8 protein-coding genes, 1 tRNA gene and 2 rRNA genes are annotated in these 13014 nt (G+C 42.9%); 3 read left to right on the top strand and 8 right to left on the bottom strand.

Translation table 11 applies throughout. The features are described 5' to 3' along the window. Positions 1-65: 65 nt before the first annotated feature. The 6 genes from AC13CS_RS03300 to nhaD all read right to left on the bottom strand — a co-directional run bounded on the left by AC13CS_RS03300 (position 66) and on the right by nhaD (position 4841). Positions 66-140, bottom strand: a tRNA-Val gene (locus AC13CS_RS03300). A gap of 69 nt (positions 141-209) precedes the next feature. Then, positions 210-1421: a bifunctional folylpolyglutamate synthase/dihydrofolate synthase gene (locus AC13CS_RS03295; protein WP_482888399.1), complete on the bottom strand. Its 1212-nt coding sequence runs from the start codon at positions 1419-1421 to the stop codon at positions 210-212. Continuing rightward, on the bottom strand, positions 1421-2305 hold the full coding sequence (locus AC13CS_RS03290; protein WP_293168894.1) for an energy transducer TonB: 885 nt from the start codon (positions 2303-2305) through the stop codon (positions 1421-1423). The genes AC13CS_RS03295 and AC13CS_RS03290 overlap by 1 nt, the downstream gene beginning before the upstream one ends. Continuing rightward, positions 2305-2691, bottom strand: coding sequence for an ExbD/TolR family protein (locus AC13CS_RS03285; RefSeq protein ID WP_014032087.1), 387 nt, complete (start codon positions 2689-2691; stop codon positions 2305-2307). Before AC13CS_RS03285 ends, AC13CS_RS03290 begins: the two co-directional genes overlap by 1 nt. 10 nt (positions 2692-2701) lie before the next feature. Next, the gene (locus AC13CS_RS03280; RefSeq protein ID WP_014032088.1) at positions 2702-3394 is read right to left on the bottom strand and encodes a MotA/TolQ/ExbB proton channel family protein; all 693 of its coding nucleotides are present in this window, start codon (positions 3392-3394) and stop codon (positions 2702-2704) included. 58 nt (positions 3395-3452) lie between these two features. Next, a complete protein-coding gene (nhaD, locus tag AC13CS_RS03275; RefSeq protein ID WP_293168897.1) occupies positions 3453-4841 on the bottom strand; it encodes a sodium:proton antiporter NhaD in 1389 nt (462 codons plus the stop codon). A gap of 237 nt (positions 4842-5078) precedes the next feature. On the opposite strand from nhaD, the gene AC13CS_RS03270 reads away from it, so the two are divergent. The 3 genes from AC13CS_RS03270 (at position 5079) to AC13CS_RS03260 (ending at position 12506) form a co-directional block, all read left to right on the top strand. After that, complete coding sequence (locus AC13CS_RS03270) at positions 5079-6221, top strand: acyl-CoA dehydrogenase (RefSeq protein ID WP_293168899.1); 1143 nt, start codon at positions 5079-5081, stop codon at positions 6219-6221. A gap of 304 nt (positions 6222-6525) precedes the next feature. Continuing rightward, positions 6526-11031 carry a glutamate synthase large subunit gene (gltB, locus tag AC13CS_RS03265; RefSeq protein ID WP_293168901.1) on the top strand — a complete coding sequence of 1502 codons (4506 nt, stop codon included), beginning with the start codon at positions 6526-6528 and terminating at the stop codon, positions 11029-11031. Between the two features lie 8 nt (positions 11032-11039). After that, positions 11040-12506, top strand: coding sequence for a glutamate synthase subunit beta (locus AC13CS_RS03260; RefSeq protein WP_293168903.1), 1467 nt, complete (start codon positions 11040-11042; stop codon positions 12504-12506). A 143-nt stretch (positions 12507-12649) separates the two neighbouring features. Here the strand turns inward: AC13CS_RS03260 and rrf are convergent. Further along, a 5S ribosomal RNA gene (rrf, locus tag AC13CS_RS03255) occupies positions 12650-12761 on the bottom strand. A gap of 109 nt (positions 12762-12870) precedes the next feature. Then, a 23S ribosomal RNA gene (locus AC13CS_RS03250) occupies positions 12871-13014 on the bottom strand; the annotation flags it as partial.

Raw genomic sequence — 13014 nt, 5'->3', positions numbered from 1 at the left:
AAAACATCAAAACCTTGCAAATCAATAAGATATGCAAGGTTTTGTTTTTATTTAAACTCTAAAAGTGGGCGCTGAGGGATTCGAACCCCCGACCCCCTCGGTGTAAACGAGGTGCTCTGAACCAACTGAGCTAAGCGCCCATTATTTTCCGTAATGGGAGTGCAAATATAAGACTGTTTTTGATTTATAAAACAAAAAAATGAAAAAAATTACACAACTTCAGCAACAACAAAAGTACTGCCACCGACATAGATCATATCGTCGCTTGTTGCATTTTTCAACGCTTTGTTCAATCCTTTTTTTACAGACTTGCACACCTTCCCCTTAAGCCCTTCTTCTTGAGCAAGTTCCTCTAGCTGAACAGCATCCATGCCCCTTGGAATACTTGGCCTTACAAAGTAATACTTGGCATCTTTGGGGAATAACGGCAAAACGGACTTTACATCTTTATCTTTAACAAATCCAAGGACGATATGGAGTTGATCATACGATTGTTTTTTAACTTGCTCCAAAACCAACTGAAGACCTTCCTTATTATGTGCCGTGTCGCATACCACTAAAGGATTGTTTTGCAACACTTGCCATCTACCGAGAAGTCCTGTATTTTCCACAACTTTTGTGAGTCCGTTGCAAATAGCTCTTTCGGGAACTTCAAAATTCTTTAACTGACCAATACATGCCACCACTCCGTTGATATTTTTCTGCTGATATTCACCCAACAAATCCGTTTTGTATTCCACGGACGATGCTGCATCCGCAAAGACAATGTTGGATCTTCGCTGATGAGCGATCAGGTCAAAAATCATTTTTGTCTCTGGTTGCGTCTCGCTAATCACCACAGGAACCTTTGGTTTAATGATTCCCGCCTTTTCCAAGGCAATTTTTTCCAAAGTATCTCCCAAAAACTGGGTGTGGTCCATTCCAATATTAGTGATTAGCGACACTTCGGGCGTTATGATGTTGGTAGAATCCAAACGTCCTCCCAATCCTACTTCGATTATGGCTATATCCACTTTTTCTTCCTCGAAATAGCTAAAAGCCATACCAACGGTCATTTCAAAAAAAGAAAGCTCATGGTACTCAAAAAAGGGTCTGTTCTCCTCAATAAAATCCGTTACAAATTTCTTACTGACAACCTTACCATTTATTTTGATGCGCTCCCTAAAATCCTTTAGGTGTGGTGAAGTATAGAGCCCAACCTTATAGCCAGCCTCCTGAAGAATGGAAGCCAACATATGGCTACTGGAACCTTTTCCGTTGGTTCCGGCAACGTGGATACTTTTGAATTTTTTCTCTGGATTGCCCAATACATTGGAAAAGTGGATGATGTTGTCCAACTTGGCATTCAATGCCACGGCACCTTTTTGCTGGTACATCGGAAGCTGTCCGAACATCCAGTCCAACGTTTCTTTATAGGTCACTACTGCCCCAATTTAAAGTTGACGACCACAAAACCGATTTGCTGAGCAGGCGCATTGGAATCCGGGTTCCACCTATGGAGAAGTGCTGTTTTCCTGGCTGGTTCCAACAGACATTGAGCATTGTTGGTAGTGCCCTTTACACCGGGTTCAGCCTTGATTACCTTACCTGATCTGTCAACAGTTATCCTTACCACAACGCGGCCTTCTTCATTGCACTCCTGTTGTACCTTTCCTTGGTTGGCCAACGACCTACCACTAAGTCCATAACCTCCCGTTCCGCCGCCACTGCCGGGCGCACCATAATAAGAGTTAGCGTATGGGTCGCCATCGGGCTGGCCTTTGTCACCGGCACGATCATCATCACCTTCGCTGCCTGTGGTGGTTCCGTCCGATTTTCCGATACCACCGATTAGGGCATCTACGCTCTTTTTCTTAGCTTCCTGCTCTTGTCTTTTACGCTCTTCGGCCTCCCGTTTTTCACGGGCAATCCGCTCAGCTTCAGCTTTGGCTTTTTCTGCTTCCTCCTCCGCTTTACGTTTGGCTTCTTCCTGTTGTCGCAGTTTAATGGTTTCCTCGTCATTACTTGTCAATACCTCTTCAACAGGGGCTTCCTCAACCACAGTTTCTTCGGGTTGGGCGGGCTCTACCTGTTCTTCGGGCTCTGGCTGGTTTTGAACCTCTCTTGGTTCCGATCTTACTCGCTCCGTAGGCTGTACCTCTCCACTACCATAATCCATGGTTCCGAAATTGACAGCGATACCATTTTCAATAGGTGGGTCCAGATAGGTCAATCCAATATAAAAAAGCAATAGGAGCAGTGCGCTTAACAAAAGTGTTGTAAGCGTGAAGGATTTTTTCTTGTGTCTCGTATCTAAAAAGGACATTATTTTGGCCGCACTGCCAAGATAACCTTGTAACTGTTCCTGTTGGCAATGTCCATTACGTTGACCGCTTCTTTAATGGCCACGTTTTCTTCTGCTCTGAGGATGATTGTCGGCTTTTCTTGACCTTCAAGTGCCTTTTTTAATTCAATTTCAATGTATTCCTTGTTGATCTGCTCGTTGTTCACAAAATATTTCAGATCCTTGTCAATGGTAACCGAAACATTCTGTGTGTTCGTCGATTTACCCTTTGCCTTTGGCAAAAGCAAATCCAACGCGTTCGGTGCATTGGACGTCAACATGAAAAACACCAACAACAAGAACACAATGTCCGTCATTGATGACATGCTGAATTCCGGGCTTATTTTGTTTCTTCCCTTCAGTTTCATAGCCAAAGGTTTATATAGGTTCGTTCAAAAGATCCAAAAACTCTACCGCATTGGCTTCCATTTGATGCACTACCTTATCGGTCCTGTTCACCAAGTGGTTGTAACCAATGTACGCGATAATACCAACCACCAAACCGGCAACCGTAGTGGTCATTGCCGTATAGATACCAGATGCCAATGAACCCATTTCTGCCTGCCCTCCACTACTTGCCATTTCGTGGAATGCCAAAATCATACCAATTACGGTTCCCAAGAAACCGATCATTGGTGCAGCGCCGGCAACAGTGGCCAAAACACTTACATTCTTCTCGAGCTTGTACACCTCAAGTGTACCTGCGTTTTCAATGGAAGTGTTAATATCGTCCAAAGGCTTGCCTATTCTGGCCACCCCTTTTTCGATAAGTCGCGCTACGGGAGAATCCGTTTGGGCACACAACAATTTTGCTGCCTCCAGTTTGCCATTGCTTATATGATCACGAATCTGGTTCATGAAGTTCTTATCTATCTTGGACGCCGCCTTGATGGCAAAAATGCGCTCAAAATAAATGTACATGGCTACAAAAAGGAGCACAAAGAGCACCACAATGATTATAACGCTCCCTGCCCCTCCATTTACAATAAGGTCTATTACGGATAAGGTCTTTTCCTCGGAAATAGAAGCTGTTGCCTCAGCACCTTCCGTTACTTCTTGAAAAATATTCATATAAAATCCCCAATTTTAAGTTGCAATTATAACGGAGATTTTTGAACTAAAGTATTTTTTAGAACAAATATCGCATCACCATAAAGCAAATTGCTCCGGCAATGAACCCTAAAAAGGCCAACCATGATATCTTTTTAAGATACCAGAAGAAGTCGATTTTCTCCATACCCATGGCTACAACACCTGCTGCCGAACCAATTATGAGCATACTTCCACCCGTTCCTGCCGAATAGGCGATAAAATGCCACAATTGGTCATCCATTGGCTCGGAGAACATTCCCAAACTAGCGGCCACCAAGGGCACATTATCTATAATTGCAGAACCAATACCCAATAGTACAACAACCAGGTCGGAAACTTGTGTACCAGCCATTTCTGTTCCTATCAATGGCATTCCTTGCTTCAATCCTTCGGCAAAGTTGAACAAGAGGCCGAGAGATTCCAAAGCCGCCACGGCCATTAAAATACCCAAGAAGAACAAAATACTGGGCAATTCTATCTTGGTAAGGGCACTATGCACCGGACTGTGATGTGAATGCTCATCGCTTTCTTGGTTTATGGACGATATAGCGATTTTCTTGTTACTGTAAATTTCAGCAAAAGTAGCCACTACTGCCAAGGACAACATCATCCCTACATAAGGTGGCAAATGGGTTACCGTTTTAAAAATCGGCACAAAAACAATGGCCGCCAAGCCCAAATAAAGCATTCTGGGCCCATATTTTGAGTTTGTTCCACCATCTTCTTCATCCACATCAATTTCTCCTTTGAAAGCCGGGAGATAGGATGCAATAAAAGAAGGCACAAGCATACAAACCAAAGACGGTATCAATAAGTGCTCTATGAGCATGGCTGTGGACACCTTATCGCCGATCCACAACATTGTGGTGGTAACATCTCCAATCGGTGACCAAGCTCCCCCAGCGTTTGCCGCAACAATGATCAAACCTGCGTACCACAACCTTACTTCTCTGTCCTTCACAATTTTTTGAAGGATGGAAATAAGTACAATAGTGGCCGTAAGGTTATCAATGATCGCGGATAGTATAAAGGCCAAAAATGAGAAAATCCAAAGAATCTTCTTTTTGCTCCTTGTTTTTACAAATGACTTTATGGTGGCAAATCCATCAAAATAGTCTATAATCTCAACGATGGTCATCGCTCCAAGAAGAAAAACCAAAATCTCTGCAGTTTTACCTAAATGGTGCAAAAGGGTCTCCTCCATGAGTTCCATCTTTTCCTCGTGCCCAAAAGCCCCGAAGTTTTCCAACAATGCATGATTGCCAGAATCGAACCATGTGGTAAAGCCATCTATTCCAAAAGCCATCAAGGCCCACAAAATGGCCATCATGGCCAAGGCCGGAATAAGTTTATCTATTTTTAAATTATGTTCTAGGGTAATTGCCAAATATCCAATTACAAAAATGACAACTAAAAGGGTCTCCATGTTAAGTTTGGTTTAATTAAGGAATAATATTTTATGAGTAGTTATCTGTGCGGCTAAAGATATTCAAAATGAATATTTCCGCATAATCTTATTGGTATAAAAAAATGTGAAAGAGGAATACCGGTTTTCAAAAAAATATTTAAAAATTCATACATTCTCATTTATTTACACTTATTTGTATAATATTAATATTGTAAAGCTATATTTGTAGGTAGTTTTTAAATATTATTCATTTTTATGGATTTCACACTTTCCGAAGAACAATTAATGATACAACAAGCGGCAAAAGATTTTGCCCAAAATGAGCTTTTACCCGGAGTAATTGAGCGTGACGAAAGCCAAAAATTTCCTAGTGACCTTGTTAAAAAAATGGGGGAACTAGGTTTTTTAGGAATGATGGTCAGTGAAAAATATGGTGGAAGCGGCCTTGACACCCTATCTTACGTATTGGCCATGGAAGAGTTATCGAAAATTGATGCCTCCGCTTCGGTGATGGTGTCAGTAAACAATTCTTTGGTTTGTTGGGGACTGGAAACCTACGGAACAGAGGAACAAAAAGAAAAATACCTGACCCCATTGGCCTCGGGAGAAATTATCGGTGCCTTTTGCCTCTCCGAGCCTGAAGCAGGAAGTGATGCAACTTCCCAAAAAACAACAGCCATAGACAAAGGCGACCATTACCTATTAAATGGAACTAAAAACTGGATCACCAATGGGAACCAGGCCGAGGTTTACTTGGTAATTGCACAAACGGACAGAGAAAAGGGTCATCGTGGCATAAATGTCTTGATTGTAGAGAAAGGCATGGAAGGTTTTGACATAGGCCCCAAAGAAAATAAACTGGGTATTCGAGGGAGCGATACACACTCCTTAATGTTCAACGATGTAAAAGTGCCAAAAGAAAACCGTATAGGCGAAGATGGCTTTGGGTTTAAGTTTGCCATGAAGACCTTGGCAGGCGGAAGAATAGGCATTGCAGCACAGGCCCTGGGCATTGCAGCTGGGGCATACGAACTGGCACTGCAATATTCCAAACAAAGAAAAGCCTTTGGCACAGAGATTTCGAATCACCAGGCCATTGCATTTAAATTGGCCGATATGCACACTAAAATACAAGCAGCACGCCATTTGGTCTATCAAGCCGCATGCGATAAGGATGCAGGAAATGATTACACCCTTTCCGGCGCCATGGCCAAACTATATGCTTCCGAAGTTGCAATGGAAACCACTGTTGAGGCCGTGCAGATTCATGGCGGAAACGGATACGTAAAAGATTATCACGTAGAACGCTTAATGCGGGATGCCAAAATCACCCAGATTTATGAAGGCACTTCCGAAATTCAGAAAATCGTTATCTCAAGAAGCATTCTTAGCGATTAAAGCAGTGCCCCTCTCAAGATTAGGGGGTCTTATTCCTTAAAGTGCTTTTTATATTTAACACTCCCTATTTTTAAGGAGCAATCACCCTTGAACACACTTCAATTACACAAAGCACTCTTCTCTGTAAAGGGGAAGACATGCTTTATTTATTCAATTTGAGATAATGATAATTTAACATTCCATATATTTTTAAATTGAGTTTTTTTTAACCTTCGAAACATTACGTTGATTATTTATCTGATAATCAACAAAAACCTTATAATTTATATATCAATTTTGATATTTTTGAGGAAATACGTTAATGATGAGATTGGAGAAACAAGGTTTATACTTACCAGAATTTGAGCATGATAACTGTGGTGCAGGTTTCATCTGTAGCCTAAAAGGAATTAAGTCCAACGACATAATACACAAAGCCCTCGAAATTCTAGATAAATTGGAACACAGAGGTGCCGTGAGTGCCGATGGGAAAACTGGGGACGGAGCAGGAATTTTGATTGATATACCCCATGATTTTTTCGTGGACACCTGCACTTTTGATCTACCAGAAGCAGGAGAATATGCCGTAGGAAATGTATTTCTACCTCAAAAGCAAAACCAGCGTGATTTTTGCATAAAGGTTCTTGAAGAAAATATAGCAAAGCAAGGGCTCCAATTATTAGGTTGGAGAGATGTACCCGTTAACCGTTCCGTTCCAGGGCGGATTGCTGCCGAAACCGAACCCTATGTAATGCAGGTTTTTGTAGCCAAAGGGAAAGACTTGGACGATTTTCAGTTCAACCTTAAACTTTTTATTGCCCGTAAAATTACAGAGCACACTGTAATTGAAAGCAAACTATCGGAAAGGGATTTTTTCTACCTGCCCAGCCTATCCACTAAAATCATCATATTTAAAGGACTTTTGGTGCCAAAGGATATAAGCAGGTATTACGAAGATCTTTTAGATCCACGCGTTGTTACCCGCTTGGCATTGGTACACCAAAGATTCTCCACCAACACATTCCCAATGTGGGATTTGGCCCAACCTTTTAGGTACATGTGCCACAATGGAGAGATCAACACTTTACGAGGAAATGTTTCCCGCATGCGCTCACGCGAAGAATTGATGGAAAGTGACTGGTTTGGTGAAGACATTAAAAAGATACTTCCCATTGTATTGCCAGCCAAGTCCGACTCCGCCAGTATGGATATGGTGGTCGAGCTATTGCTGATGACAGGTCGCTCCTTGCCCGAAGTAATGATGATGCTGGTTCCCGAAGCCTGGGAAAAAAACCCAGATATGTCCGAAGCAAAAAGGGCATTTTACGAATACAACTCCTGCCTCATGGAACCATGGGACGGACCGGCATCCATACCCTTTACGGACGGAAATTATATAGGTGCAGTACTCGACAGGAACGGACTACGTCCATCAAGATATTCAGTTACCAAACAAGGATATGTAATCATGTCCTCTGAGACGGGGGTCGTTGATTTACAGCCTGAAGATATTGAATTCCATGGCAGGCTGGAGCCCGGAAAAATGTTCTTGGTAAACATGGAAGAGGGAAGAATTGTAAATGATGAAGAAATAAAAGAACATATTGCCAAAAAGCATCCATACAAAAAATGGTTAAAGGACAACTTGGTACACCTAAAAGAAATACCATATAATGATTGTCCTGTTTTCTTTGGCGAATTCCCTTTGCAAACCCGAAGAACAGCCTTTGGATATACCCAAGAAGACATCAACACCATTATAATGCCTATGGCGGAAAATGGTAAGGAACCCATTGGTTCCATGGGCTCGGATACCCCCATTGCCGTGCTTTCCGAACGTCCGCAATTGATCTACAATTACTTTAAGCAACTTTTTGCCCAGGTAACCAACCCACCTTTGGATGGCATTCGGGAAGAATTGATTACAGATATTAGTCTCACACTTGGAAGCGACCATAACATTTTTGATTTTTCGGAATTGCACTGCCGTAAGCTAAAAATCCAAAACCCTGTTATTTCCAAAGAGGATTTGGACAAAATCAAAAATTACGATGCCAGTCCGGATTATAAGGTGGTATCCATTTCAATGTTATATGAAATCAACAAAGGTCACAACGGACTGGAAGAAGCTTTGGACTCCATCTTACAACAAGCATCCGATGCCATTGATGATGATGCAAACATCATCATCTTATCGGATAGAATGGTGAGTGCCGAAATGGCTCCGATACCCGCGCTCTTGGCATGCTCCTATGTAAACAGCGGCTTAAGAAAATTGGGCAAACGCTCCAAATTAAGCATCATCATCGAATCTGCCGAACCACGTGAAGTGCATCATTTTGCTTTGTTGTTCGGTTTCGGTGCAAGTGCCATCAACCCCTATTTGGTAAACGAAATCATTGGGGAGCAAATCGAAGAGAACAACATTACCGATTATACTTTCGAAGAAGCAGTCAAAAATTACAACAAGGCCATCGGTAAGGGGATACTCAAGGTAATGAACAAAATAGGGATATCCACACTTAACTCATACCGGGGATCACAACTTTTCGAATGTATCGGAATAAATACCACGGTTGTGGACAAATATTTCCCAAACACCCCGACCCGTATTCAGGGAATCGGGTTGTACGAAATAGAGAAAGAAGTAACCAAACGCCACAAAAAGGCGTTCCTATCACAGGAAATAGCAGCCAATCTCGATATTGAGGTCGGTGGAGAGTATCGATGGAGAAGAAATGGCGAGAAGCACATGTTCAATCCATTAAGTGTCGCCATGCTTCAAAAATCGGTACGCAATAACGAGCCGGATACTTATAAAGAGTATTCCAAACTGGTCAATGAGCAATCCAAACACCTAATGACCATCCGCGGACTGTTCGAATTCTCGAACTACGACCCTATTCCCATTGAGGAAGTTGAGCCTTGGACAGAAATTGTAAAAAGGTTTAAAACTGGGGCCATGTCCTACGGAAGTATCAGCAAGGAAGCCCACGAAAATCTTGCGATTGCCATGAACCGAATTGGAGGCAAGAGTAATTCAGGTGAAGGAGGAGAGGATTCGGCTCGTTTCTATAAAAGTCAGACCGGTGACTGGAAAAATAGTGCCATAAAGCAGGTGGCCTCAGGTAGATTTGGGGTAACATCCAACTACCTAACCAGTGCACAAGAAATACAGATTAAAATGGCTCAGGGGGCAAAACCAGGTGAAGGTGGTCAGTTGCCAGGTCCAAAAGTAAACCCCGCCATTGCCAAAACAAGGAACTCGACCCCTTATGTTGGGTTGATTTCTCCACCTCCCCACCACGATATTTACTCCATTGAGGATTTATCACAGTTGATCTACGACTTAAAATCTGCCAACAGAGAGGCAAGGATCAATGTAAAATTAGTTTCCGAAGTTGGTGTGGGAACCGTGGCGGCCGGTGTCGCAAAAGCCAAGGCAGATGTTATTTTAATCTCAGGATTCGATGGAGGAACTGGGGCATCACCTTTAACCTCTTTGAAACATGCAGGACTTCCTTGGGAACTTGGAATTGCCGAAGCCCAACAAACTTTGGTGTTGAACGACCTACGCAACAGGGTAACCTTGGAATGTGACGGACAGTTAAAAACTGGTCGCGATGTTGCAATCGCATGCCTTTTGGGAGCAGAGGAATTCGGATTTGCCACGGCTCCGCTTGTAGCTTCTGGCTGTGTAATGATGCGTGTTTGCCATTTGAACACATGCCCCGTGGGCATTGCCACGCAGAACCCTGAACTTCGCAAAAAGTTTGAAGGAAAACCTGAGCACGTAGTCAATTACATGTATTTTGTGGCCCAAGAGCTTCGTGAAATTATGGCCAAACTTGGTTTTAGAACATTGAACGAAATGGTGGGTCAGGTTCAGAAATTGGACAGAAAAAAGGCCATTGAACATTACAAAGCAGCAGGTATCGACTTGACACCAATTCTTTACCAAGTTGATGTACCTGAAGGAACCAAGTTCCACAATACGGAAAAACAATATCACGAAATAGACAAGTCCATAGAATTTGAGATCATAGGCAAAGCCCACCCTGCCCTATTTAGAAAGGAAAAAACCACTTTGGATTTCCCTATCTACAATACAGATAGAGCTGTGGGAGCCATTATTAGTAATGAGATTTCAAAAATTTATGGAGCGGACGGCTTACCTGAAAACACCTTGAGATTGAACTTTACAGGTTCCGCTGGGCAAAGTTTTGGTGCTTTCGCCACTAAAGGACTTACCATGGTGGTCAACGGAAACACCAACGATTATCTTGGAAAAGGTTTGTCAGGTGCCAAATTGGTCATCAAAGTGCCATTTAAGTCAACCATAAAACCAGAGGATAACATTATCACAGGAAATGTTACCTTATATGGTGCCACTTCGGGTGAAGCCTACATCAACGGTAAAGCAGGAGAGCGGTTCTGCGTAAGAAACTCAGGGGCCAAAGCAGTCGTTGAAGGAATTGGCGACCACGGATGTGAATATATGACCGGTGGCGTTGCCGTTATCCTTGGCTCCGTTGGAAGAAATTTCGGTGCTGGTATGAGCGGTGGTATCGCCTTTGTTTATGACAAAGACAATACATTCAGACAAAACTGTAACGGGGACCACTTAAATCTTCTTCCTGTTGATGAGGACAAAGACATCAAAGAATTGAAAGATTTGATAGAGAACCATTACAATGCCACCTTAAGTCCTTTGGCGCAAAGTATTCTTGAAAATTGGGAAAAATGTCTTCCTAAGTTCATTAAGGTATTCCCAGAAGAATACCGTCAAGCACTTATTAGATTAGAAGAAGAAAAAATGCAAACCTTATAATTTGAGACATGGGAAAGATTACAGGATTTTTGGAATATGACAGAAAGGACGAAGCATACGCCCCTGTCAAAGAACGTATCAAAAACTATAAGGAGTTTACAAAACCTTTAAAGGAAAGTGAATTAAAGAACCAAGGAGCCCGTTGTATGGATTGTGGAATTCCATTTTGCCATAGCGGATGTCCTTTGGGCAATTTAATTCCCGATTTTAACGATGCAGTTTACAAAGGAAAGTGGGAAAAGGCTGCCGAGATACTTCATTCAACCAATAATTTTCCAGAATTTACAGGAAGATTATGCCCCGCACCATGCGAAGAAGCATGCGTACTGGGAATCAACGAGCCAGCCGTTTCCATTGAAAACATCGAAAAAAACATCGTAGAAACAGCCTTTAAGAACGGATGGGTAAAGCCTGAAGCACCATTGACCCGAACCGGTAAAAAAGTGGCCGTGATAGGCTCTGGACCAGCAGGTTTAGCTGCCGCTCAACAATTGAATCGTGCAGGCCATGCCGTTACTGTTTTCGAAAGAGATGAAAAACCTGGGGGCCTTTTACGATATGGCATCCCAGATTTTAAGATGGAGAAAAACGTCATCGACAGAAGACTTGAGGTAATGGAACAAGAGGGCATTGAATTTAAAAATGGGGTTCATGTTGGAGTGGATATTACTGCAACGGAACTTCAAAAAGAATTTGATTCCATTGTACTTTGTGGAGGAGCAACGGTTAGGCGTACTCTTCCCGTTCCTGGTGCAGATGCCAAAGGAGTAGTTCAAGCCATGGACTTTTTACCCCAGAACAACAGAAAAGTAGATGGAATTCCATTTGAAGGAGAAGAAATTTCGGCAAAAGGTAAAAAAGTAATCGTTATTGGTGGTGGAGATACGGGCTCCGATTGTATCGGTACTTCTATCAGGCAGGGAGCTACATCCGTTACCAATTTTGAAATAATGCCGAAAGGAACACCGGACCGTCCCGAAGGACAACCATGGCCATTTTGGCCCATGCGATTGCGCACCAGTTCTTCACATAAAGAAGGTGCCGACCGTGTATTCAGCATTTCCACAAAAAAATTCAATACCGACGACAAAGGCAATTTAACAAGCTTGGTAACTGTAGAAGTTGAATGGGTCAAGCAACCTGGCCAACGCCCTATGCTCAAAGAAGTAGAAGGTACAGAGAAAGAATGGGATTGTGATTTGGTCCTATTGGCTCTGGGCTTTACGGGTTCGGAGACCACGGTTGCTGATCAACTACATCTTGAAATGGACCCAAGAACCAACATTAAGGCTTCTGCAGCCGATTATAAAACCAATGTTCCCGGAGTTTTTGTGGCCGGCGACCAAAGAAGAGGACAATCACTTATTGTTTGGGCCATTTCTGAAGGAAGGGAAGCCGCACATTATGTGGATACATATCTAATGGGAAAATCGGATTTGCCCTTAAAAGGCGAGGGAGATTTACCCAGAGTATAAAAAAGCACGTAAATCTCAACTAAACTTACGTGACTCCTCTAGGCTTTTGCTTAGGGGAGTTTTTTTATTGTTGTTGATGTGTTTAATGTTAACAATCCCAAGTAAAAACAAAAAAAGCCCCTCACAAATGTGAGGGGCTTCAAAGAAGGCGGCGACCTACTCTCCCACCTGGTGTGGCAGTACCATCGGCGCAAACGGGCTTAACTTCCCTGTTCGGAATGGAAAGGGGTGGGCCCCGTCGCCATGGCCACCTAGATCTTAAATATCTTGAATGTTCATGATATGACATATTATGGGACGGACCTTGCGGTCGTCAAAAAAGAGCCAACGAAGTTTGTAGTTTTAAGGAACCGCCGAGAGGGCGGTCGCGCAAGCTTACGGGCAATTAGTACCGCTCGGCTGCATGCATCGCTGCACTTCCACCTACGGCCTATCGACGTGGTCATCTCCCACGGCCCTTTAAAGAGATCTCATCTTGTGGCGGGTTTCGCGCTTATATGCTTTCAGC

Source organism: Flagellimonas sp. B-3, assembly GCF_056857835.1.
Note: the sequence above shows the minus strand (reverse complement) of the source record. Positions and strands in the feature narration are given on the sequence as shown.

Coding starts and splice junctions, on each gene's coding strand:
- AC13CS_RS03290 (WP_293168894.1), bottom strand. CDS start 2,305: ATGTCCTTTTTAGATACGAGACACAAGAAAAAATCCTTCACGCTTACA.
- AC13CS_RS03285 (WP_014032087.1), bottom strand. CDS start 2,691: ATGAAACTGAAGGGAAGAAACAAAATAAGCCCGGAATTCAGCATGTCA.
- AC13CS_RS03280 (WP_014032088.1), bottom strand. CDS start 3,394: ATGAATATTTTTCAAGAAGTAACGGAAGGTGCTGAGGCAACAGCTTCT.
- nhaD (WP_293168897.1), bottom strand. CDS start 4,841: ATGGAGACCCTTTTAGTTGTCATTTTTGTAATTGGATATTTGGCAATT.
- AC13CS_RS03270 (WP_293168899.1), top strand. CDS start 5,079: ATGGATTTCACACTTTCCGAAGAACAATTAATGATACAACAAGCGGCA.
- gltB (WP_293168901.1), top strand. CDS start 6,526: ATGAGATTGGAGAAACAAGGTTTATACTTACCAGAATTTGAGCATGAT.
- AC13CS_RS03260 (WP_293168903.1), top strand. CDS start 11,040: ATGGGAAAGATTACAGGATTTTTGGAATATGACAGAAAGGACGAAGCA.